The organism is Mycobacteroides sp. H003 (assembly GCF_001440135.1).
Lineage (GTDB): Bacteria > Actinomycetota > Actinomycetes > Mycobacteriales > Mycobacteriaceae > Mycobacterium > Mycobacterium gwanakae.
On sequence record NZ_LJYL01000034.1, the window covers coordinates 1,338,641 to 1,361,170 of the forward strand.

Here is a 22,530-nt window from a genome sequence, read left to right on the forward strand (position 1 = left end):
ACGTCACCGTCGAGCAGCTCGACACCGTGCTCACCGACATGTCAGCCGTTCTCATCGACATGAACGACACCCTTGGCGTCATCGGCGAGCTCACACCGCGCATGATGCTCGTCGTCGAGCGCATGGAGAACGTCATGACGCGCATCGAGCGAATCGTCGGGCTCGCGGAATCCGTGCTCACGCCGGTTACCGTCACCGAGTCCGCCGTGCGTAGCGTCCTCGTGTCGTTCCAGAACGAGATCAAGCGACGGCTGAGTCCGCCACGCGCTGACTAGAGTGACGCCATGGAGCTTTACGACGTCATGCGCACCACGTTCGCGGCACGTGAGTTCACCGGAGAACCCCTGCCCGACAAGGTATTAGATCGCATCCTGGATAACGCGCGGTTCGCACCTAGTGGAGGCAACCGGCAGGCCGGTCACGTCATCGTGGTACGGGACCAGCGGACCCGTGAAGGCCTCGTCGCGGCGGCGCAGCCGGGAGCACGCCGCTACTTCGCGCAGATCATGGCCGGCGAATCGCCGTGGAATCCGGTAACCCCCACGCAGGTTGATCAGGAGACCATCGATGCGACCACCGTTCCCGCGTCGGTAGCCGACACGCTGCGCACCGCGTCAGTCGTCCTCGTCGTGTGCGTAGACCTGCGGCTTGTCGCCGCGACGGATCAGGAGCTCAATCGCGTCGGAGTCATCAGCGGAGCATCGGTCTACCCGCTGGCGTGGAACATCCTGCTGGCCGCGCGAGCAGAAGGCTTCGGCGGAACGCTCACCACCATGGCAGTCGCACAGGAGCCGAAAGTACGTGAGCTATTGGGTATTCCCGAAACGTATGCGGTGGCCGCGGTGTTACCCATCGGCAAGCCGATCAAGCAGCTGACCAGGCTGCGACGCAACGCCATCGAGGAATTCGTCACCCTCGAACGGTTCGACGGCGATCCCTATCGCCCCGAGCACGGCTGATCGGGAGGCCCGGAGGAGCCCGCGAATGTCACTCACGGCCACACGAATATTCGAGATCACACTGATTTCCCCGGGCAACCTGATGTTTGATCGAATGGACGTGCCAGTCAGCGATCTGAAACGAGCAACCCGTGAACGCACAGGACGAGCCGGACACCACATCGGATGAATCGGATACCGCGCTACCCGAGGAGCCGGGAGAGGACGCTCCCCCGGAGAGTGCTTCGGCCCTGATCACCACCACGGGGCTGGGCGTGGACGGTGAACACGGACCGCTCTTCTCCGATATCGACCTGGAACTCACCTCGGGGTTCCACGCCATTCAGATGCCCGGTGGACCCGGACAGCACACATTGCTACTGGCGCTGGCCGGACGACTCAAGCCCAGCCACGGCACGGTCACCGTGATGGGTGACAGCGATCCGCGGGCGATCCGCCGACACTGTGCCATCGCTGCTTTCGCCGATATCGATGAGCTCGAAGAGACCGTGACCGTGCAGACCGTTCTCGCCGAGCAGGTCCGCTGGCTGGCACCGTGGTTCTCGCGGGTCCCTGCCGACACCGGACGCGACAAACTGGCCGAAGTATTCGGTGAGCTTCCCACCCCTTCGGCGGGCACGTACATCGTCGAACTGTCTGACCTCGACCTGTTCCTGCTGCGGATCACGCTGGCACTGCTCTCCGACCGGCCAATCCTGGTCATCGGCGACCTGGAACAGGTCCGCGACAACTCCCGCCGGGCCACGGCCGTCGAACGACTCGGTGCGCTCGCCGAAAACCGCACCGTCGTTGTCGGGGTGACCAACCCCCTGGGTATCGACGCGCCCATCCACGACTTGCACGACCATCGCATCCTCACCGGGAGGGACTAGCCCATGCTCGCTGGACTCGCATTTGGTTCAGAAATAAAGCGTTTCGGTCGCAGCCGAATGACCCGCGCCGCGATCGTGGTCCTCATGCTGCTGCCGCTGGTATACGGCGCGCTGTATCTGTGGGCCTACTGGGACCCCTTCGGTCACGTCAACAAGATGCCCGTGGCCCTCGTCAACGCCGACAAGGGCGCCACTGTTTCCGGCCAGCAGGTGAACATCGGCGAGGAGATCTCCAAGAGCCTCACCGCTGACGGCAGCATGGACTGGCACGTCCTGAATCTCGATGAGGCGCGCGCCGGAGTTGACCACGGCAAGTACTACTTCATGTTGGAGCTACCGCCCGATTTCAGTGAGGCCATCGCCTCGCCACTGACCGGTCAGCCGAAGCAGGCCAATCTGGTCGCCGTCTACAACGATGCCAACAATTACATCTCCTCGAGCATCGGCCGCACCGCAATCGACCAGGTGCTCAATGCCGTCTCGACCCGCATATCCGGCCAGGCCGTCAATCAGGTTCTGTCCGTCGTGGTCTCCTCCGGCGCGGGTATCCAGCAGGCCGCCGACGGCGCGCAGAAACTCGCAGACGGCGCGGCCAAGGTCGACGACGGTGCCGGGCAGCTCGCCAACGGGCTGCACACGGCCCGACCCGGATCAGCGCAACTGGCCACCGGCGCCAAGCAGCTCTCCGACGGCATCAACCAGGCAACCGATCCCCTGCTGACCGTCAGCAAGGCGGTCGCGAACATCGGCGGCAGCACCGACAAGCTCCAGCAGGGCACCGACGCGCTCCGGCAGGCCAACGATCAGATCGAGGGCATCGCGAAGGCGCAGGACAGCGCCGCCAACGCACTCAGCCCGGTGATCGACCAGCTGGCCGGACGCCAGGACCCGGCGGCGAACACGTTGCGCGGGATACAGGATCAGTTACGCGAGCATCAGTTCACACCCCAGGTTCGCCAGCAACTGACCGACGCGGAGAACGCGTCGATCGCAATGACCGAGACGCTGCGCGGACCCGGCAGCCCGCTGAAGTCTGCGCTCGATCAGGTCGGCGGCAAGGGCCAGGAGCTCACCAACAAGCTCACCCAGCTGCGTAACGGCGCGCAGCAGCTGGCCACCGGGAACGCGCAACTGTCCAGTGGTATCGCCCAAATGGACGACGGTGCGCAACAACTGAAATCGGGTACCGCACAGCTACGTTCCGGCTCGGCCGAACTGGCGACCAAGCTCGCCGAAGGCGCCAAGCAGGTGCCCAACTGGAGTGCCCAGCAGAAGGACGCCATCGCCGACACCATCGGCGGTCCGGTGCATCTGGAGACCTCGCATGAGAACGCCGCACCCAACTTCGGAACCGGCATGGCGCCGTTCTTCGTCACGCTGGCGTTGTTCTTCGGCGCATTGGTGCTGTGGATGATATTGCGGCCCTTGCAGACTCGTGCGATTGCGGCGGAGGTTCTGCCGATTCGGGTGGCCCTCTCCAGCTATCTGCCCGCCGCCACCATCGGAATCTTCCAGGCGATCATCCTGTACTGCGTGGTGCGATTCGCGCTCGGAATGCACGCCGCGCACCCCGTCGCGATGCTCGCGTTTATGGTGCTGGTCTCATTCGCGTTCGTTGCCGCTACCCAGGCCATCAACGCGCTGGTGGGTCCGGCTGTCGGGCGGGTGCTGCTCATGGCCCTACTCATGTTGCAGCTGGTCAGCGCCGGCGGCATGTATCCGGTGGAAACCACCTCGAGACCCTTCCAAGTGCTGCACAAATACGATCCGATGACGTATGGCGTCGACGGACTACGTCAACTGATTCTGGGCGGCATCGATGGCAGGTTGTGGCAGTCGGTGATCACACTGCTCTGCATCGCACTGGGCGGGCTCCTGATTACCAGCCTGTCGGCCCGGCGTAATCAACTCTGGAATCTGACGCGGCTGCTGCCGTCGATCAAGATGTAGCACGCTCCGCCGTGGTGGCTTTGCGTCGCGAGCGTGTCATGGCCACTCGACGCTCCCGCGTTGTCATCGCACCCCAAACACCGTGTGGTTCATCGGTTCTCATGGCGTATGCCGCGCACGGCCTGCGTACCGGACACGCGTTGCAGATCTGCTTCGCCTGCACCTCGTATTGCTTTCGCAAGGCTCCACGCTGAGTTTCGGCGTAGTAGAAGATATCCGTCGACATTCCACGACAGACCGCTTTGACCTGCCACTCCAATTCATCCAAACCCGGTTCCAGGCCGCGAAACTTTGGTCGTGTCACGGCCGTGCCCCAAACCGCCCGAAAGCATTCCGGCGCGTCGATGCCATCCGCATCCACCGAGTCTGGAGCCCCTGACCGCCGGAATGCGATAGCCAGTTTGGACAATGTGCGCCGCGGAATTGTCCCGACTGGCTCTAGGATTCGCCGGCGCCAATCGCTACTGTGCGCGTCCGCTGCGCCAATCCATCTCGGCGGGCAGGTGCGGCGACAGTCCAGGCGGCGATTGTGCTCGCCGCCGCGGTGCCCAAACAAATCGCGGCATACCAAAGACTGCCGATCGGATCGCCGGCGCCGGTCACGCCATGGTCCGCCCCGAAGTAGCCGGGCAGCGCCGTCACCCACAGCACCGTCATCACCACCAGGTAGAGCCCCGCATAGATCAGGATGGCCGGATGCGTGGTGTAACCGTCCGCGCCGTCGCGCCGAACACCGCGCCACTGTCTGATCAGCACAGGCACCGCCACTGCCACGACGGCGATCAGCTCCAGGACATAGACGACACCCACCACGGTGGTGCTGCCCGATACCGCACCGGCGATGGTTGCCGGTAGCGGTAAGACCGCGGTACCGATCGATGCCAGCACGCCGATAACCACCGTGCGCCAGATGATCTGACTGCCCGTGAAGGATCGTCCGGCGTCCACATGCCGACCCACGAACAACTGGGCGCAGAACGCCAGCGACATCGGCCACAGTGCGGCAAAGACGACCACGCTGCCCATCGGGACCGAGTCGAAGAATGGCTTGTTCAGCGGATTGTCCAGAGTCCATTCCCACCAGCGCAATTGCGGGCCGAGGTGGTCGAAGATCTCGTAGAACGCGTGGTGCACCGTACCGACGCAGGCTGCTCCGATCAGGACGCCGTAGCGGCGGAAGACGCCCAGTGTCCTGACGATCTCGAAGGCCACGGTGGCCATCATCGGGTAGATGGCGATGATGTACAGGGGCAACCGGCCCCACAAGAAGTCGACAGTAAAAACGTTGTGCGCGAACATCGTGTCCACGTGCTCGCTGATACCGAACGGCCCGGGGAAGTACAGCGGCGGTTCGATGATCAGCAGGTATGCGATCGCTCCGAACCACACGACGATGTTTGTTGGATCGTTGTGGCGGCGGAGCCGAATGATCGCGTAGACCAGCGCTAACACCGCCCCAGCGATTACGGTCAGCTCCAGGACCGGCAGCGTCCAGTTCTCCAGTGAGAACGGACTGCGGAAGGCGACGATCCCTCCCGCGGTGTCGCACGAGAATCCCAGGCGCGCTGCCAGATCGGCGAATGTGGGGGCACACAGATAAGACACGTTCAGACTCCCACCTGCGCCGCCGGATCAGCCGTGTACCACTGTGTGACTTCATAACCGGCCTCATATCGCGCGAACCACTCGTCGGCCAGGGCCGGCAACTTCTCGTGCGCTGGATTGTGCCCCGGGATCTGACTGCGCACCGCGCCCGACATCGCAACCATCACCTCACGCACCGGCAAGCTACTGAACGCGTTCTCGATGGGGCCGTCATACGGTGCGTTTACAAACGGAAGCCGTTGCAGCAGAGACTTCTTCCGCGCCTGCATGCCGAACATCGACAGCGCGTCCACCTTACGATCCTCGAGAGGGACATGCTTGTTGAAGCCCTCGCAAGCGATGCGCAACACCGACCAGACATGCCTGAAGATCGACGGCGCCACGCGCATGCGGTACCAGGGATCGTCGGCCACCGCGTCATAGATGATCAGCGCCGAGCTGCGATGTTCCACCTCTTCGACGAAGTGCCACAGGAACAGCGAGGCGACGCGATCATCGCCCGGCGCGAACAGGGTGTCGTCGTGATCCAGCATCAGTTTGAAGACCGGGGTGAACGTCGCCTCCAGGTCGGCGGTGTACGCCAACCGATACTTCAGCGGCTTGTTCGCGGTCAGTTCGTCGAAGGCGGCGACTACCTCATCCAGGGTCTCCTTGAGGCCCGGGTAACTCTTGATCAGACCCTTGGCGTGCTGGCGATGACCCATGGAGTGCTGTCCCTCTTGCCGAACGAAGGCCTCGGCCTCCTCGGCGATCGCCGGATCGGCGATCAGCGGCATGGCCTCGGGAATCATCTGCCCGATCATCTTCTCGAATGCGATCGCCAGGAAGGAGACCGCGTTGGCCATGCTCGAAAAGGCCGGGTTGGACTCGTTCCACAGGAACGGAACGTGATGGTCGGCGAACGCAAACCGCAACTTGCGCACGATGAGTTCCGTCATGAAAGGCACCTCGCTTAGAACATACAATCAGACACTTATTTGTTGTTCTGTATGATTACTGGATCGAGCGGGTGGTGTCAACGGTCGATATGCTGCGTGGATGCCGGCGGCCAGGGAACTTCACGATGGCGCGTAGACGGGGATGGGACGGTCAACCACCGAACAGCGACGTCGAGGCATCCGATCGGATAGTGACCGCAGCCGTGAAGCTGATCGGCGAGACAGGTTCAGCGGTAAGCCTGGCCGACGTCGCGGCTGAACTCGGCGTCATCCGGCAGACGGTCTACCGGTACTTCCCGACGGCTGACGCACTCATGCACGCGGCCTCCATCGCGTCGGTGGACAGCTTCCTGGACCGGCTGACGGGAGTCGTGCGCGGCATCACCGATCCCGCCGAAGCACTCACCGAGGGTGTGCTCTACACCTTGGAAGAGGTCACTCGCACACCACATTTGGCCATCATGATGTCCGAACCGTACGCACACTCACACACCAGCGATATGACCTCGGACGAGGCACAGGCGTTCGGTCTTCGCATGCTCGGCCGATTCGACGTCGAATGGGATCAGTATGGGTACGACGACGATGCCAAACGCGGACTCGTCGAGTTCGCCCTACGAATCATGTTGTCGTTCTTCGTCTCCCCCAATGAAGCCACGCGTTCCCGCGACGAACTGCGCAGCTTTCTCAGGCGCTGGCTCGGCGGAGCCATCTTGGCCCAGCGCCCCAATTAATCACCAATTCCGTTTAAATTAATCGCTTCTATCGCCTTTCATAATTAGTCGGGTGGTCCTACCTTGACGTTATGAAGCCGATCAATCGACGCACCGTCCTCGGCGGTGCCGGAGTGGCGGGCGTCGCAGCCGTCGCCGGCGCGGGGGCCGACCGGGCTCTGTCTTCTCCCCGCTCCCGTGACGACGTAAAGGATCAGACCGTGACCGATGACGCCGCCCGCTTCGGCGATCCCCGCCTCCCCGCCGAGCTGAACACCGCACAACCGCACCTGTTTCACCTTGGCGCGCTGGCGCCGCAGACCTTCGACGGGGGCGATCTGCGGCAGGCTCACGAGGGCAATTTCCCTATCCTCACCGGGCAGCAGGCCAGCATCGTCATGGTGACCTTGCAACCCGGCGGAATACGGGAACCCCACTGGCATCCCAGTGCCTGGGAGATCAACGTCATCACCAGCGGTGTGGCGAAGTGGACGTTGCTGGACCCGGAGGGACACAGTGAAACCTTCGACGCGCACGTCGGCGATGTCGTCTTCGCGCCTCAAGGATCGCTGCACTATTTCGAGAACAAGGGCACCGAGGACCTCAAGCTGCTGATCGTGTTCAACGCCAGCACCGCGGAAGGCAAGGATGACATTGGCATTGGCGCGTCGATCAGCAAGCTGCCGCCCGATGTCCTCGCCGCGATATTCGGTGTACCGACGGAAACCTTCGCATCATTCAAAAAGATCGATGAGTCCGTCACCATCCTGCGCAGGCCTAACCGGTGATGTGCGGGCCGAATCGGCGCTCCAACCCGCGATTCACCACGAGTCCGAGAATCGCACCATAGGGCCGGCGCAAAATCCCGGAAAGCACCTGGGCCCCGCTATCCTGTGGCCCAACTGATGTCAACGACTCCCCGAACTCGTCTTTCCGTGGCAGCCCGCCGCGACGAACTGCTGCGGGTCGGCTCGGTACTCTTCGCCACCCGCCCCTGTGACGAGGTCTGGATCGAGCACATCGCCCAAGAAGCGGGCGTATAGTCCGCCCTGATCTACCACTACTTCGGCAACAAGAAGACCTTCGTCGGCGAGATTGTCCGCCGCGATTCCGAGTCATTTCTACGGGCGATCACGGTCGACCCCGCACTGCCGCCGTACGAGCAGTTCCTTACCTCGCTCGACGCCTACCTCGACCACATCGAGCAGCATCCGCACGCGTACATCGCGATGACCCGCGGACTGGCCAGCACCGACCCGGCGGTCCGGGAGATCCTGGACAGCAACCGTGCGGTGGTAACGGAACACACGCTCAAGAGGATCGTTTCAGGGACGCCCACGCCCGCCCAACGCATGATCGCGCGCGCCTGGGTCGTCTACATCGTCGACATGTGCATGGCGTGGCTGACCGACAGCATCGTCGACCGCGCCGAGCTACGCGATCTGCTGATCCGTTCCTACGACGCGCTCAGCGGCGTCATCACGGACATCGGAAGCGCTTAGCCCACAATGCGGTTCGCTCGCCGGTAAGGTAGCGCCCCATTGCTGGTTCACTACCACTAGCCTTACTTCCCGGACAGCGGTCGGTGCGCGTTATGGAGGAGAAGGTGGCCACACCCCGACGCCGGCGTGTGTCCCTGAGGTTGCGGCGCGCCTTGGTTCTCACTCACCGCTGGATCGGCCTCATCGGTGGACTCCTCGTGGTGATCATCAGCACCAGCGGCGCCATACTCGTGTACCAGCCGGAGCTGGTCCGGGCACTGCACCCCGAGATCTTCCGCACCACATCCGCAGCCGAACCGGTCGGATTCGCGCGGGCGATCACCGAGGTCCAATCGCGCTACCCCGAAATCCAGCTTGCGAGTGCTTCTCTCAAGGACGGTGTGTATCTACTCAACGCCTCCGGAACACATGACACATTCTTCGTCGACGCGGGCACCGGCCTCCTCAACGGCCGAATCGATCTCGGCGCGGGAGTACTGGGATTCCTGGTCAACATGCACGACTGCGGGTTCACCTGCGAGGGCTACAGCGGCTATCTGCCCATCCTGACTCAGCCTTCCCCGCTGGCGCAGCTCAACGCCTTCGCCGGAATGTCCTGGGGGTCCGCACTACTCGCCCTGGCGGCCCTTATCCTGCTCCTCCTGGTGGTTCCCGCGCCGTACATCTGGTGGAAGGCGATTCGAAAGTTACGCAACGCCTTACGTGTGCGATGGGCCTCCGGGCGGTTCGCCCGTGATTTCGACCTGCACGCCATGATCGGCATCGTCGCCACGGCACCGTTGATCGTATGGGGGCTGACCGGAATGCAATTCGAGGCCCCCGGGCTGACCACCCTCTGGTACTCCCTCACCGGGGGGCACGCCTCCGAGCGCACGTTCACGGGAGGCCCCGGCGGCCAGAACATCACCGTGGAACGCGCCATGGACGCCGCCGCGCGCCAGTTCCCGGGGTCCGAGGTGACCTGGATCGGGCTCCCGGATGACGACAATGCGTTCTACACCGTGGATCTCCTGGATCCCGGCGAACCGGATTTGCGGGCGCACAGCCTCAACTACCACGGCAACCGCTCTGTCGGGGTAGACGCCCACGACGCCGGCCACGTGCAGATCCTCCGCGACAAACCTGCCACCGCATCGAACGCCATCGCCGACGAATGGGCCGGGCCCGCCGCGCATTTCGGCCTTGCCGTAAACGGCTACTGGCGCTCGATCTGGTTCGTTCTCGGCATGGCTCCACTACTGCTCGGACTCACCGGCCTGAGCACCTGGCATTGGCGGCGCCGGGCCCGCTTGCGTGCGCGACTCAGGAACGCACCGGCTCCCGGCGCGGACGCGAAAGCACCCGCGTTGGCCACCAGAACCACGTCCCCAGTAGCCGAACGAGGGCCGGAACGATGAAGGAGCGCACGATCAGCGTGTCGAGCAGCAGCCCGATGCACACGGTGGTGCCCACCTGGCCGATGGTTCGCAAATCACTGGAAAGCATCGCCAGCATCGTGAAGGCGAACACCAAACCCGCGGAGGTGACAACGCCTCCCGTACTTCCCAGCGCACGGATGAGTCCGGTGTTCAATCCGGCATGGGTCTCTTCTTTGAGCCGGGCGATCAGCAGCAGGTTGTAGTCCGAGCCCACTGCCACCAAGATGATGAACGTCAGCGGTAGGATCAACCAGTGCAAGGGCAGACCGACGAGATGCTGCCAAATGAGCACCGAAAGCCCGAACGCGCCCGCGAACGAGAAGGCCACCGTGCCGATGATGACGAACGGCGCCACCAGACTTCGGGTGATGACCATCATGATCAAGAAAATCAGCGTGAAGGCCGCGATCGCCGCGATGAGCAGATCCGATGCGGCGTACTCCTTGATGTCCTTGTTATTCGACCCCGCTCCGCCGATATAGACCTTTGACCCCGCCAACGAGGTTTCCTTCAGCGCCGTCGTAATGGCATCGGGGAACTCGTTGACGTGTTCAATTCCTTCCGGCCCCATGGCATTGCCCATGTGCGTGACGATGAACCGGGCCGCTTTGCCATCCGGTGACATCATCAGCGCCATACCGGTTTTGATGTCCTCATTGTCGAAAGCTTCGTGCGGTATGTAGAAGAAGTCGTCGCTACGGGACGCGTCGAAGTCGTTACCGACATTGATCATGTCGTCGAATGTCTGGTCCGTGGCGGTGGACTGCAGATTCGTCTGGCCGTAGGTGTTGACGATGAGGGCTTGCAGCGCTTCCTGATCGTTGGCGGTGAGCTTCAACAGCGAAACCATCTGCGGCAACAACTGGTCGACGACCTCAAGGGAGCCCACCGCATCCTTGATGTCGGCGGCCAACTTGTCGATGCTGTCCAGCATGTCGAACAGCGATCGGAACGACAGGCATACGGGGATGTCGAAACAATGCGGTTCCCAATAGAAGTAGTTGCGCAGCGGCCGCATGAAGTCGTCGAGGTTCGAGACCTTCTCGTTCATGTCCTTGGTGACTTGCTGCATGTCCTCCATCGTCACGACGGTGTTGTGCATTTCATCCGCGAGCTTTTGCGTCAGGTCGATGGTCTGTCGCAAGACCGCCACCGAGTGCGCCATGATCTGGGCCTGCTTGTCGGTGTTGGCGTTCTGAGCCTTCGTGAAGGGCAGTTGCTGACCGTTCCCGCTCCCCTGAGTGGTGAACAGGTACGGCAGAGAGGCATGTTCGAGCGCTCGTCCCATCGGCCTGGTGATGCTCTGCACCATCGCAACGCCGGGAAGCCGCACCAGGCTCTTGGAGACCCGGTCCAACGAGATGAAGTCGGCCGAGTTACGCATGTCGTGATCCGATTCGACCATGAGCATCTCGGTGAACAACTTGCTCGGCGGGAAATGCCGGTCTGCCGCCGCAAAACCTTCCTTCGCGGGGGCGTCGGACGGCTGATAGGCCCGATCGTCATAGCTCACCTGATAGGTCGGCACGAAGACCGCGCCCACGAGAACCGCTGCCGCACTTGCCACAAGGATCGGCTTGGGCCAACGCACCACACTGGCCCCGATACGCCGATACAGATGCGCCTTGGCCTTCTGCTTGGGATCGAAGAGCCCGAACAGGCTGCCCAGATGCAGCATCGCCGGCCCGAGGGTGAGCGCTGCTGCGATGGTCAAGAGCATGCCGATGGCGACCGCCGGGCCCATCGTGTGGAAGTAGTTGAGACGAGCGAAGCTCAGGCATAGACCAGCGCCCGCGATCGTCAGACCCGAGCCGATGATGACATGAGAAACGCCGCGGTACGCCGCATAGAAAGCGTCCTCCCGGCTCAATCCCGCGTTGCGCGCTTCGTGATAGCGCCCCAGCAAGAAGATGCCGTAGTCGGTGCCCGCGCCCAGCGTCAGCGAAATGACGATATTGACGGCGAATGAGGACAGCTCGATATATCCGAAATGTCCGAGGGTCGCGACAACTCCTCTGGCGACCAGCATCTCGACCAGAACTCCGAACAACGGCACCAGCATCGTGGTGACCGACCGGTACACCATGAGCAGCATGAAGATGATGAGGAAGATCGTGACGATCGTGATGTTGTTCAGGCTCGAGTTCGCGACGCTCAACGTGTCCGAGGCCAGCGGTGCCGCACCGCTGACATAGACCTTGAGTCCCGGTGGCGGAGTGTCCTTATCGATCAGGTCCTTGACCGCGTCAACGGACTTGTTCGCCTGCATCTGGCCGATATCGCCGGCCAGACGTAGCAATACGAACGCGGACTTGCCATCGAGACTCTGAGCCCCGGCTGCCGTGATCGGCTTTCCCCAGGTGTCCATCACGTACTGCACATGCTCGGTGTCGTTCTTGAGCCGGCGCACCAACTCGTCGTAATAGTCGTGATCAGCGGCGCCGAGTGGCCGATCGGCCTCCAGCACAAGCATGGTCAGGCTGGTGGACGTCGACTCGTGAAACTTCTCCCCGATTTGCAGCATCGCCCGCTGCGACGGCGCGTAGTGCGGGATCATCGGACCGGCGAGCTCGGCGGCAACGTCTTCCACGTGCGGCACGAACGTATTCGTCGTCACCGCGACAATGGCCCAGAAGACGATGATCGGCACCGCCAGGATGCGAACCATCCTGGGAACGAAGGGCCTCTTCACCCGGTGCTCGCTCATGCGGACTTCACCCTGCACATGACGTTCGCGTCGGCATGGTCATCGGACATCTCGTCGCGGACAACGTCATTCACCCGTATCCGGCAACCGACCTGCCCCCCACGCACCTGTACCGAAATGCTGCCCGAAACCACGGTGAGAGTCGTCGTCTCCGTGTGTGACCACGGCAGCGCAGTCACGTCCACCTGGTGCGGATGACCATCGATATCGACATAACTCAGCATCCCGCCATTCCCGACCGTGCCGAAGACCTCGTAGGTGAGCGTCTTGGGCGTGAACTCCGGTGGCGCCTGCGGCGGATTGACGGTGAGCACCGGTCCGGGAGCGGACAGTTCGTGCACCTTCAGCATCGAGCCACCGGCCACTCCCAGCGCAATGACGGCGACGAGCGGCATCCAGGCGCGTGCCAGGAACGTCCTGCCAACCGAACGTCGGCTCACCCGACCACCCTCCCGGACCTCGCGCCGCGTGCATGTCAATGAAGCTGACATAAGTACGGTCGGAAATGCTATCAGCCAAACCTGGGAATGCGAGCGGCAACTTTCGCCGGCCCCGACAATCCGTCAGATCGGCATCACGACGCGCGCGGCAGCCGCCCCTTCAGCCGCCGCATCCGCAGCACCTGCGCCGTGATGTTGATCGACGAGATCATCGGAATGACCCCGAGGAACGTCCGCTCGGAGGGGGTGGCTCCATGTAGCTGCTCCAGGCTGCCGAGCACATAGAAGCAGCCCAGGCTGAAGATGGTCGCCGGAATGGAGAAGGCCCACAACGATCCGCGATCGGCGATGGCCTGCCGTGCAAAGGTGAGCTCATCGGGCGACATCGGCTCCCGTTTGCGTACCTTCCTCAAGACCAATGGATAGCCACCGATCCGGTCCGCCAGTGGTGACGACGCCTGCTTCCTCAAGCGAGTGGTGTACACGAACATGCACGTCGCGAAGGTCAGCAGGGCCACAAAAGCAAGAATCGCCAGGTACCCGAAGAGGTGCCAGTTGTGCCCCAAGAAGTTCCAGTTCATCGCACCGTCCCTTTGCCCCGCCATCGAGGAATCTCCCTGGAGATACTCGGGGTTTCTCTGAATCAAGTCAAGGTTCCTGACACTGCCTGCGGCTCACAGGGTTCTGCCGACACCGGGTTGTAGGTGTGTTGTACTGGCGAGATGGCCGAGTCTCGCGAGCTCAACGAGGTGGTGGACGCCGCGATCGAGCAGTCGCTCCTCGGTGGCCCCCGCAAGTACACCCGGTCTCAGGTGTCCGAGCTGTCCGGCGTCCCGGTCGAACGCGCCCGCAAGCTATGGGTGGCACTGGGCTTCGCCGCAGCGGAAAGCGACGACGAGGTCGTGTTCACCGATGCCGACGTCGCCGCGATCCGCACCTTCGCCGCATTGGGAACGGCTACCGCAGCCAACGAGCAGAGCCAGGTCACCGCGGCCCGCACCCTCGGCCAGGCCATGGCGCGGCTGGCCGAATGGCAGGCAGACCTACTGACCCGCGAGGTCGAAGATCGCATTGCCAACGATGGCGACGCGTTCACAACCGGGTCAAGCGTCGACGCGGTTACACGCACAATCTCCACACTGACCGACTTGCAGGACTATGCCTGGCAGCGACATTTGGCTGCAGCACTCACTCGGTCGAATGAATCTGGTAGCACCACAAGACAATTGCTTGTTGGTTTCGCCGACATGGTTGGCTATACCCGCCTCTCCCGCCATCTGGACCTCGACGAACTGACCAATCTGCTCGAGACCTTCGAGACCGCACTCACCGAGGCAGTCACCACCCACGGCGGCTGGGTGATCAAGAACGTCGGCGACGAAGTCATGTTCGCCGCCGCGAGCGCCGGGGCCGGCGCGCGCATCGCCGTTGCCATGAATGCAGCGATTACTGCAGCAGCACAGGAAATTCCGGATATGCCGCAGATCCGGGTGGGCCTGGCCTACGGACAAGTGCTCGTACGCTTCGGCGATCTCTACGGCACCGTGGTCAACGTCGCCGCACGACTGACCGGCGTGGCCCGGCCCGGAACGATCCTTCTCGACGACGCCGCCGCGGCGGCACTGGGAGACGACGACGAGTTCGTTCTCCGTCACCTGCGCGGCGTGCGCGTCAAGGGGTTCTCCCGGTTGGGTTCGCATGTCTTGCGAACCCGCAAACGCTCATAACGACCCAATGATTTTGACGGACAGGAAAGGACATCACATGGCGCAGTACATCGAGGAAACAATCTTCGAGGCACCCCGAAAGACTGTGTATGAATTGTTCGCCGACCGCGAAGGGTACAACGAATTTCTGCCCTTCACAGTCACGCTGGTCCGGCCTGGCACCACCGAACGGCAGGGTGTGGGGGCGATTCACCGAATCGGTGTGGGCCCGGTCGGCGTCAAGGAAGAGATCCTCGAACTTGTTGCCGGGGAACGTATTCAGTATCGCGTCGTCGGTGGACTGCCGGTGCGCTCACACATCGGAACCATCACCCTCACCGACCACCCGCGGGGAACGGCCGTGCGCTATTCCATGGAGTCCACTCCACTGATCCCGGTACCCGATACCGCGATGGTGTGGGTCCTGCGTAAATCAATGTCGAGCCTCGTCGACGGCGCACGCCGGGAAGCGGCGCGCCGGGGTGCTGCCGGGAAAGCATAGAAAGCCAAGACTATTTGAGTCACGAACGTATTTTGAATTCCAGAGTAGAAATTTGCATTTCTGGTTCAGTTCGTGCGCCATTCTTAGGCATTGCTAATTAATCACATTCGCCCCCTATAAACCGAGTGATCTTCATTTATTCAGACACCTGCGCTTTTACGTGACTACCGACTCATATCGAATACCATTCCGTCACAGTTCCATCTCGCCTGAAAATACCCTCGGTCTCATCGGTATGCGCCTTCTGACATGGCGATTAGCCGGACATCTGGGCGGCATCTGATTACCGCCGTGCGCCCGTTAGGTCACAGCCACAGTTCACATTCCGCATCAACTTCATAACCAACCTGAACGTCAGCTGGACGTCAATTTTGGGGCGTTATAAAGTTCAGCCATCGAATTTCACCAGCGTGATTTACACGCTCAAGCTAGGGAGTCGGGTCGGTGGCGATCATCATCTTTGATCGAATGGCTATTCAGGTAATTGCCAGCGCTGGTTTATGTGCGGCCGCGTTCGTATGGGCGCCATCCGCAGTCGCAGAGTCATCCGGGAGCGCGCACCACGCGGTTGAAGACGGCCCCGGAGGCTCCGGCAAGGGTGCGTTAGTCGGCGCCCCCGCCGCAGGCGCCGCGCCCGTGGCCGGGGTGCCGATACTGCCGGGGCCTGTTGCGGCACCTGTCGTACCGGCAGCGCCCATCATCCCGGCCGCACCGATTGTTCCTGCGGCGCCAGTGGTTCCGGCCGCACCGGTAGTTCCGGCCGCACCTGCCGTGGTCCCTGCGGCCGCGCCCCTTGATGGTGCCCTGGCCGCAGGCCCCGTGGCCGGAAAGGGCGTCCCGGTCGGTTCCACGGTCCCGGGCGCGCCGACGCCGGGTATTCCGACCCCCGCCGGTCCGCAAGGCTGAGCGCCCAACCACACCCGCTTCTTCAATGATGCCGAGGCCGCGAATGCGGCCTCGGCATCATTGTTTCTCGCCAAATATTCAGAACCACAAAAGATTACGTTGGCCACGCGCCACTACTCTTGCACGACCACCGGGTCGCCGACGTTGACGTTGTCGAAGTACCACTGGGCTGCCGCGGGACTCAGGCTGATACAGCCGTGGCTGACATTCTCATAGCCCATGGCCGGTACGGCCCACGGAGCCGCGTGCACGAACAGACCACGGCTGGTGAAGCGGACGGCGTACTCCACATCGATCTTGTAGCCATCGGCGGCGGTGACCGGGATGCCGACACTACTGGAATCCATCAGCACCGAGCGCTCCTTTCCGAGGACCGCGTAGGTGCCGATGGGCGTCGGATACTCCGGGCGGCCCATGGAGGCCGGGAAGACCCCCTCTTCCCCCAGGCGCGGAAGATGATGTGGTGCAGGCAATCCCGATGCCCCGTCCGATGGCCTTCTCCACACTCCCTCATAGGACACGGTGAACGTGTGCCGCGAGATGCTGGCGATACCGACGAGAGCCGGGCCGGTGGTGATCTCCGCGGGCTTGCCGCCCACCATGAGCTTCACGGTGCTGTGCGACGGCCAGAACTGATCTGGCATCCATTGCACGACGTTGTCCTCGAGCCATTCGTACTTCCCCGTCATGGCGGGTGTGGAGGTGATCCGCAGCGCCCGCTCGGCGGCCTCGCGATTAGCGATGGGCCCATTGAATGTCACCACCACCGGATGTGCGACACCCACCGGCCTATCCGGCATGGGCGCAATGGATCTGACGTCCAGATCGAGCGGCATGCTGACAGCCGCGGCCTCGATGCCGACGGCACGCCCGGCCATCGTCGCCGCGACCACGGATACTGCGACAACCATGTGAAGAACTGTCCTCATCGACCGACCCCTTTGGGATGACCACTTCGTCATGAATGATGTGATCGTATGGACGCGTCAAGGCCCGAAGTAGCGGGCGCGCTTGCCGTTTCGATAACGCGTTCCCCACGGTTTGATAACGAAAATGTCCGCGAAAACAGCCCGCTAACTGGTCTCGGGCGAACCCCAAATCGCCGCACTTCGGGAGGCGTTTTCGGGAGAGATAAGGGCCGTCAACAACGGAGCCATCAACGCGACAATTTCGTCGTCGCTGGCGGCCACTAAATCGGGCATGCGCAGTAGATAACGCTGGCTTGCGATACCCATCAACACAGCACTCAACAGCGCCGCGCGCAGCCGTGCGTAAGGCGCTTCGATGGTGGCCGCCACCGAACTCACCGCATGCTCGGTTACCTGCTCGCGCAACAGTTCCAACGCATCCTCGCTGGTCATGCTGTTGCGCAGCAGGACCGCCATCGGACCGTCCGGCTCCGCCGCCCATCCCGAGAGCAGCCCGCGCAAGTAGTTCTCCGCCGTCACCGCCGGATCCGGCACTGTCAGCTCATCCACCGGGATGCGCCACTGGACGGCCTCGCGGAAGAGGTTGCTCTTGCTCCCGAAGTACTGGATGACCGAGGACTTGTCCACGGCGGCCGCCGCCGCAATACCGCGAATCGTGGCCTTCTCGTACCCGAGTTCGGCGAACACCCGCCGGGCAGTCGACAAGATGCGCTGTCGGGTCCGCTGTCCCTTGCGCTCGGGTGCAGGTGCAGACATGTCAACATCCTCGCAGGAATAAAAGTAGACAACTGTTGAGTTATCGTAGTCAAGAGTATCCACATGAAGGGACAGCGGGAATGACACACGTGATCGACTGGGATGGTGCCTACCGGGAAGACAAGCCGGCATGGAACATCGGCGAACCGCAGCCCGAGTACGCCGCACTCATCGAGCAAGACGGGGTTGTCCGCGGCGAGGTGCTCGACGCCGGATGCGGATACGCAGAGCTGGCGCTCGCCCTGGCCACACGCGGACACACTGTCGTCGGGCTCGACCTGGCGCCGACCGCGGTGGAGGCCGCCACCACCGCGGCAGCCCAGCGCGGTCTGCACACCGCCACATTCCAACAGGCGGATATCAGCTCATTCACCGGCTACGACGGCCGCTTCTCCACCATCTTCGACAGCGGCCTATTGCATGCGCTGCCCTCGGAACTACGGGACGGTTACGTGCAGTCCGCACATCGAGCGGCGGCACCTGGCGCCTCGTTCTACATTCTGGCGTTTGGTACCGGCGCCTTTTCCGATCACGCGGATCCGGCACCCACCCAGTTTTCCGAAGAGCAACTGCGCGCGGTGGTTTCACCGCTCTGGCAGGTCGAGAGCATTCGACCTGCACTTCTCCAGGCGGGGACCGGCGAGGCACGTGCGCTGCTACCCGGACATCTCGTGACCGCCCGCAAGGCTTGAGGTGGCGAAGTCATGACCTTCACCCCGGGTGAACAAGAATTCCTGCGCAATCAGCCCATCGGTCGCTTGTGCACCATCGGGGCCAATGGCGATCCGCAAATCAGACCGGTCGGGGTACACATCGGTTCGGACGGAATGACGATCGACATCGTCGGTCATACGCTGGCATCAACACAGAAGTGGCGCAACGTGATCAGCAATCCACGGGTGGCCTTCATCGTCGATGAAGTGGTCTCGGTGAAACCTCCGCGAGCCCACGGCATCGAGGTCCGTGGGCTCGCGGAGGCGCTTGCGGGCCGCGGCAGCACCGACGACGGGCTGAGCGGTGACATCATCCGCATCACCCCGCGTCGGATCATCTCGTGGGGAATCGATGGCCCCCAGACACGCGGCAGGGAAACAGGACTGGCGTAGGCGGCAAGCCAAACTATTTGTGAGGCTGCGCCTGCAATCGCATTTCGTCGATGACGCCCCGGAGGGCGACCCGCCCGATCTCGATGGCGCTCGCGATAGCGGCAAGGTCCCGGGATAGCCCCGACACATCATGCGCGCCAACAGGGGGACGCACCTGAACAAACTCCACGCCTCGCGTCCGGGCGTTGTCAGCGCGCCGGTACGCGAGGTGCCGACTGAGGTGGCTCCGACCGGCACCGCGCGCATGCCGCAGGTAGTACGGCATCAACGCCAAGAGTTCGAGCCCGGCCACGGATGCCGCCTGGTCCTCGCGCAGGGTGCGTAACACCAGTACATGCGTGGCACCCTGAGCGACAGCCGAGGGCCAGGGAATTGCCTCGGCAACGCCCCCATCGACGAATGCACGGCCCGCGAGTTGCACTGGCGGGCCGGCTAACAGCGGCAGGCACGCACTCGCCCGTAATGCTGTCTGCAACGACGCCCGGCCTACGACGTATGGAGCCAAGTCACATGCCGCACCGGTCCGCGCATCGGTGGCGATCGGGTGAAACGTGATCGAATTGCCAAGTATTGCATCGAAATTCATCGGTGTGATTGAGGTGTAGACGTTACCGACCAGTGCCTTGAGATCAACTACCGGGCCGCCGCGCAGCAGCCGCGCCGGATCATTCACCTTCGCAGCGGCCACTTCTGGCCACGCCCACGACGGCAGCCACCGCTGCGCCTCCCCCGTCAGCAGCCAAGCCCCGTTCAGCGCGCCGCCCGAAGTGCCGTAGACCGAGTCGAAACAACTGGTCAGGCCGAGCTCATCGAGTGCGATGCACATACCGGCGGAGTAGGCCGATCGGTTACCACCGCCTTCGATCGCCAACGCAACACGGTGGCCGTCCTGGCGATTACCGGGGCGACTACCGGTAGCCAACCGGGCGGCCAACACGTCGATAAGCGAAAGCTGCCCGTCCGTCACTCGAGCGCCTCCCATACGTCGATAGTGCGCGATCCCTACCGGCCCGCGTTCCGCGCCAGATCGATCGCGAACTGGTTCACGAAGGTGCCGGCCCGAGGATCCCCGCGGTCGCATGAACCGTCAGATTCCCCGGGACGCTTGACCCACAGGTAGGCATCGACGTTCGGGCTCGCGGTGGCCGTCGTGGGCGGAGTGCCCAATGCGCGGCCGCTGGGATTACACCAGTAGAGGGCATCCGCGGTGGGGCCCGCTCCATTACGCGAGGTATCGATCACGTAATGCGCGCCGTTCGTCATTCCCGAAATCGCGTCGCCGTAACCGATTTCCTCATCCGTGGTGAAGAAGTTCGCGGTATTGAGGCTGAAGCCTCGGGCCTTTCCGACGCCGACATCGTTGAGTCTGGCCGCCATCACGTCGGCACTCACCCACCGCGAGTGACCACCGTCGACATAGAGGGCCGTGGCCGGATTACGGGTCAGCGTGTCGACGGCATAGCGCATCAGCTCGAAGCGTTCCTGGCGTTGGCCGGGAGACAGGCAGTCCGCCATGGCCAGGGCGTCCGGTTCGAGGATGATTACCGCTGGCCCCGATCCCACGGCCGATGCGACGCCATCGATCCATCCCCGATAGGCATCGGCGGATCCGAAACCGCCGGCGGCGAAACTGCCACAGTCGCGGTGGGGGATTGCGTAGAGGGCCAGCACCGGGGTGGCGCCGGAGGCCTGCGCCGCGCTGATGTACTTCGCGTCCACGCTGGGAGTCGACACATTGTCCATCCAGTACGCCTGCGGCGTGTTGGCGATGGCCGTCAACTCGGGGCTCCCGGCGCTCTGCGCGGCACGCATCGCCGCCGAGTTCGGGTTGACGTAGAACCCTTGACCGTCCAACGGGTTGTCCGCCCGCGCCACCGGACCCACGAAAAGGCCCAGACACATCACGGCCAGCAGGGGAGCGATCCGTCGCGCGAGGACACCAGCAGCTGAGGAAATCACCTCAGAAAAATAGCCTCAGCACCACAACAAGCGCCATTCGGCCCAGTGGCGATCTGCGCTATCTATCCATCGTGTGCGGAGGGTCGTCGACTTCCTGCTTGTCTTCACAAGCGCCCAACGCGTTGACCAGTACACAGTTGTCTCCGCTGTCCTGCTGGTTGGGAGGGAGTTCCTCGCAATCGCCGACTTCGTTGACCCTCTCGCACATCACGCGAGTGCTGGGCGCCGCGTATGCCGCGGGGGCCGAGACCTGAAAAGCACCCGCGATCATCGCGGCAAAGGCCGCGGTCACGACACCTCTCATGATGGCTGCCACAGTGCCCTCCCTTCTTTGTACGGGCACAACCCCCGATCACCGTTTCAGAGCGAGAACAACGGTGAATACGGGCGGTGACCACCCATTTTACAAACTAATGATCACTGCAACGAGGGTTTCGGATATGGATCGGCGACCAACTACCCAGAACCTGCGCGCTAGGGTGCTTCCGTCGGCCTCAGCGAACAGGCCGGTAGAAAAGTTGGACACCTCATGACTGCACCCGCAGAAGCGTCGGCACTCGAAGCACGCGTCGGCCATTACTACCAGATGGACGGCCCCTACCTGGTGGGCCGCGAAAAGGTGCGCGAGTACGCCCGCGCGGTGCAGGACTACCACCCCGCGCACTGGGACGAGGCCGCCGCCGCAGGGCTCGGCTATTCCGGTCTGGTGGCGCCGTTGACGTTCACGTCGACCCCGGCCATGGCCTGTAACCGGCGCATGTTCGAATCCGTGGTCGTCGGGTACGACACCTACCTGCAGACCGAAGAGGTCTTTGAACAGCACCGCCCGATCGTGGCCGGTGACGAGCTGCACATCGACGTGGAACTGACCTCGGTGCGCCGGGTTGCGGGCAGAGACCTGATCACCGTGACCAACACCTTCACCGACACAGCCGGCGCCCGCGTGCACACGCTGCACACCACCGTCGTCGGGATCACCGCAGATGAAATCAGTCCAGGGACGATGGCCGCCGTGCAGAGGGCGATGATGCACGACGTCGACTTCTCTGGCATCGGGACAGCCGCCGACGCCTACGAGAAGACCGTCCGGCCCGAGGGCGAGGTTCGGATCGCCGCGGACAGCCGCGCACCGGGCACGCCGTCCTTCGACGATGTGCGGGTCGGCGACGAGCTACCGGTGCACCACACCCGACTATCCCGAGGCGATCTGGTCAACTACGCCGGTGTGGCCGGCGATGCCAACCCGATTCACTGGGACGAAGACATCGCCAAGCTGGCCGGACTACCCGATGTGATCGCGCACGGCATGTTGACCATGGGATTGGGTGCCGGATTCTTCTCGGTCTGGTCGGGCGACCCGGGTGCGGTGACGCGTTACGCGGTGCGACTGTCCGCACCGGCCATCGTGTCGTCCGCCGAAGGCGCGGACATCGAGTTCGGTGGCAAGATCAAATCGCTGGATCCGGAAATGCGCACCGGCGTCATCGTCGTCACCGCGAAGTCCAGCGGTAAGAAGATCTTTGGCCTGGCGACGCTGAACGTCCGCTTCAGCTGATCTGACA

Annotated in this window: 26 protein-coding genes; 15 read left to right on the top strand and 11 right to left on the bottom strand. The window is 63.0% G+C overall.

Annotated elements, in window-relative coordinates; translation table 11 throughout:
- Positions 1–38 precede the first annotated feature (38 nt).
- The 4 genes from AOT87_RS26410 (at position 39) to AOT87_RS26425 (ending at position 3,781) form a co-directional block, all read left to right on the top strand.
- Positions 39–275, top strand: a complete 237-nt coding sequence (locus AOT87_RS26410; protein ID WP_324612912.1) for a hypothetical protein — start codon at positions 39–41, stop codon at positions 273–275.
- 9 nt (positions 276–284) lie between these two features.
- Complete coding sequence (locus AOT87_RS26415) at positions 285–959, top strand: nitroreductase family protein (protein ID WP_057967620.1); 675 nt, start codon at positions 285–287, stop codon at positions 957–959.
- Between the two features lie 131 nt (positions 960–1,090).
- Positions 1,091–1,831: a hypothetical protein gene (locus AOT87_RS26420; RefSeq protein WP_057967621.1), complete on the top strand. Its 741-nt coding sequence runs from the start codon at positions 1,091–1,093 to the stop codon at positions 1,829–1,831.
- A 3-nt stretch (positions 1,832–1,834) separates the two neighbouring features.
- Complete coding sequence (locus AOT87_RS26425) at positions 1,835–3,781, top strand: YhgE/Pip domain-containing protein (RefSeq protein WP_057967622.1); 1,947 nt, start codon at positions 1,835–1,837, stop codon at positions 3,779–3,781.
- Here the strand turns inward: AOT87_RS26425 and AOT87_RS29645 are convergent.
- The 3 genes from AOT87_RS29645 to AOT87_RS26435 are packed head-to-tail and all read right to left on the bottom strand — an operon-like array spanning position 3,771 to position 6,324.
- Positions 3,771–4,181: a WhiB family transcriptional regulator gene (locus AOT87_RS29645; protein WP_081343272.1), complete on the bottom strand. Its 411-nt coding sequence runs from the start codon at positions 4,179–4,181 to the stop codon at positions 3,771–3,773. The two genes, AOT87_RS26425 and AOT87_RS29645, sit on opposite strands and share 11 nt — an antisense overlap.
- Before the next feature lie 38 nt (positions 4,182–4,219).
- Positions 4,220–5,386 (bottom strand): hypothetical protein, encoded by a 1,167-nt coding sequence (locus AOT87_RS26430; protein WP_057967623.1) that lies wholly within the window; start codon positions 5,384–5,386, stop codon positions 4,220–4,222.
- A 2-nt stretch (positions 5,387–5,388) separates the two neighbouring features.
- Positions 5,389–6,324, bottom strand: a complete 936-nt coding sequence (locus tag AOT87_RS26435; protein WP_057964599.1) for a metal-dependent hydrolase — start codon at positions 6,322–6,324, stop codon at positions 5,389–5,391.
- Between the two features lie 125 nt (positions 6,325–6,449).
- Between AOT87_RS26435 and AOT87_RS26440 the strand changes: the two genes are divergently transcribed.
- The 5 genes from AOT87_RS26440 (at position 6,450) to AOT87_RS26455 (ending at position 9,936) form a co-directional block, all read left to right on the top strand.
- Complete coding sequence (locus tag AOT87_RS26440) at positions 6,450–7,058, top strand: TetR/AcrR family transcriptional regulator (protein ID WP_057967640.1); 609 nt, start codon at positions 6,450–6,452, stop codon at positions 7,056–7,058.
- Positions 7,059–7,129: 71 nt separating this feature from the next.
- On the top strand, positions 7,130–7,825 hold the full coding sequence (locus tag AOT87_RS26445) for a cupin domain-containing protein (RefSeq protein WP_030097598.1): 696 nt from the start codon (positions 7,130–7,132) through the stop codon (positions 7,823–7,825).
- 117 nt (positions 7,826–7,942) lie between these two features.
- The gene (locus tag AOT87_RS28920; protein ID WP_157859036.1) at positions 7,943–8,080 is read left to right on the top strand and encodes a hypothetical protein; all 138 of its coding nucleotides are present in this window, start codon (positions 7,943–7,945) and stop codon (positions 8,078–8,080) included.
- 186 nt (positions 8,081–8,266) lie between these two features.
- Positions 8,267–8,539, top strand: a complete 273-nt coding sequence (locus tag AOT87_RS26450) for a hypothetical protein (RefSeq protein WP_057967624.1) — start codon at positions 8,267–8,269, stop codon at positions 8,537–8,539.
- Positions 8,540–8,667: 128 nt separating this feature from the next.
- Positions 8,668–9,936, top strand: a complete 1,269-nt coding sequence (locus AOT87_RS26455; protein WP_057967641.1) for a PepSY-associated TM helix domain-containing protein — start codon at positions 8,668–8,670, stop codon at positions 9,934–9,936.
- Here AOT87_RS26455 and AOT87_RS26460 read toward each other — a convergent pair.
- From AOT87_RS26460 to AOT87_RS26470, 3 genes are all read right to left on the bottom strand, one after another.
- Complete coding sequence (locus AOT87_RS26460) at positions 9,842–12,625, bottom strand: RND family transporter (protein ID WP_046255324.1); 2,784 nt, start codon at positions 12,623–12,625, stop codon at positions 9,842–9,844. The two genes, AOT87_RS26455 and AOT87_RS26460, sit on opposite strands and share 95 nt — an antisense overlap.
- 35 nt (positions 12,626–12,660) lie before the next feature.
- Entirely contained in the window at positions 12,661–13,059 is a 399-nt protein-coding gene (locus tag AOT87_RS26465; RefSeq protein ID WP_030097602.1) for an MmpS family transport accessory protein, read from the bottom strand.
- 179 nt (positions 13,060–13,238) lie between these two features.
- Positions 13,239–13,685 (bottom strand): hypothetical protein, encoded by a 447-nt coding sequence (locus tag AOT87_RS26470; RefSeq protein WP_057967625.1) that lies wholly within the window; start codon positions 13,683–13,685, stop codon positions 13,239–13,241.
- Positions 13,686–13,826: 141 nt separating this feature from the next.
- Here AOT87_RS26470 and AOT87_RS26475 point away from each other — a divergent pair, with 141 nt between their 5' ends.
- The 3 genes from AOT87_RS26475 (at position 13,827) to AOT87_RS26485 (ending at position 16,218) form a co-directional block, all read left to right on the top strand.
- Positions 13,827–14,831 carry an adenylate/guanylate cyclase domain-containing protein gene (locus AOT87_RS26475; RefSeq protein WP_057967626.1) on the top strand — a complete coding sequence of 335 codons (1,005 nt, stop codon included), beginning with the start codon at positions 13,827–13,829 and terminating at the stop codon, positions 14,829–14,831.
- Between the two features lie 37 nt (positions 14,832–14,868).
- Positions 14,869–15,312: an SRPBCC family protein gene (locus AOT87_RS26480; protein ID WP_057967627.1), complete on the top strand. Its 444-nt coding sequence runs from the start codon at positions 14,869–14,871 to the stop codon at positions 15,310–15,312.
- Positions 15,313–15,780: 468 nt separating this feature from the next.
- Positions 15,781–16,218 (top strand): hypothetical protein, encoded by a 438-nt coding sequence (locus tag AOT87_RS26485; protein WP_057980227.1) that lies wholly within the window; start codon positions 15,781–15,783, stop codon positions 16,216–16,218.
- A gap of 113 nt (positions 16,219–16,331) precedes the next feature.
- Here the strand turns inward: AOT87_RS26485 and AOT87_RS26490 are convergent, their stop codons facing one another.
- Entirely contained in the window at positions 16,332–17,129 is a 798-nt protein-coding gene (locus AOT87_RS26490) for a L,D-transpeptidase (protein ID WP_057969555.1), read from the bottom strand.
- 162 nt (positions 17,130–17,291) lie between these two features.
- Positions 17,292–17,903 (bottom strand): TetR family transcriptional regulator, encoded by a 612-nt coding sequence (locus AOT87_RS26495; protein WP_057969556.1) that lies wholly within the window; start codon positions 17,901–17,903, stop codon positions 17,292–17,294.
- An 80-nt stretch (positions 17,904–17,983) separates the two neighbouring features.
- On the opposite strand from AOT87_RS26495, the gene AOT87_RS26500 reads away from it, so the two are divergent.
- Together AOT87_RS26500 and AOT87_RS26505 are read left to right on the top strand one after the other, a co-directional pair.
- A complete protein-coding gene (locus AOT87_RS26500) occupies positions 17,984–18,595 on the top strand; it encodes a class I SAM-dependent methyltransferase (protein ID WP_057969557.1) in 612 nt (203 codons plus the stop codon).
- Positions 18,596–18,607: 12 nt separating this feature from the next.
- A complete protein-coding gene (locus tag AOT87_RS26505; RefSeq protein WP_057969558.1) occupies positions 18,608–19,009 on the top strand; it encodes a PPOX class F420-dependent oxidoreductase in 402 nt (133 codons plus the stop codon).
- A gap of 13 nt (positions 19,010–19,022) precedes the next feature.
- On the opposite strand, the gene AOT87_RS26510 is transcribed toward AOT87_RS26505, so the two are convergent.
- From AOT87_RS26510 to AOT87_RS26520, 3 genes are all read right to left on the bottom strand, one after another.
- Complete coding sequence (locus AOT87_RS26510) at positions 19,023–19,991, bottom strand: patatin-like phospholipase family protein (RefSeq protein ID WP_057967007.1); 969 nt, start codon at positions 19,989–19,991, stop codon at positions 19,023–19,025.
- Positions 19,992–20,011: 20 nt separating this feature from the next.
- Entirely contained in the window at positions 20,012–20,965 is a 954-nt protein-coding gene (locus AOT87_RS26515) for a glycoside hydrolase family 6 protein (RefSeq protein ID WP_232785733.1), read from the bottom strand.
- A gap of 61 nt (positions 20,966–21,026) precedes the next feature.
- Positions 21,027–21,284 carry a hypothetical protein gene (locus AOT87_RS26520; protein ID WP_227457801.1) on the bottom strand — a complete coding sequence of 86 codons (258 nt, stop codon included), beginning with the start codon at positions 21,282–21,284 and terminating at the stop codon, positions 21,027–21,029.
- A 213-nt stretch (positions 21,285–21,497) separates the two neighbouring features.
- On the opposite strand from AOT87_RS26520, the gene AOT87_RS26525 reads away from it, so the two are divergent.
- Positions 21,498–22,523 carry a fused (3R)-hydroxyacyl-ACP dehydratase subunits HadA/HadB gene (locus AOT87_RS26525; RefSeq protein ID WP_057967005.1) on the top strand — a complete coding sequence of 342 codons (1,026 nt, stop codon included), beginning with the start codon at positions 21,498–21,500 and terminating at the stop codon, positions 22,521–22,523.
- The last annotated feature ends 7 nt before the right edge of the window (positions 22,524–22,530 follow it).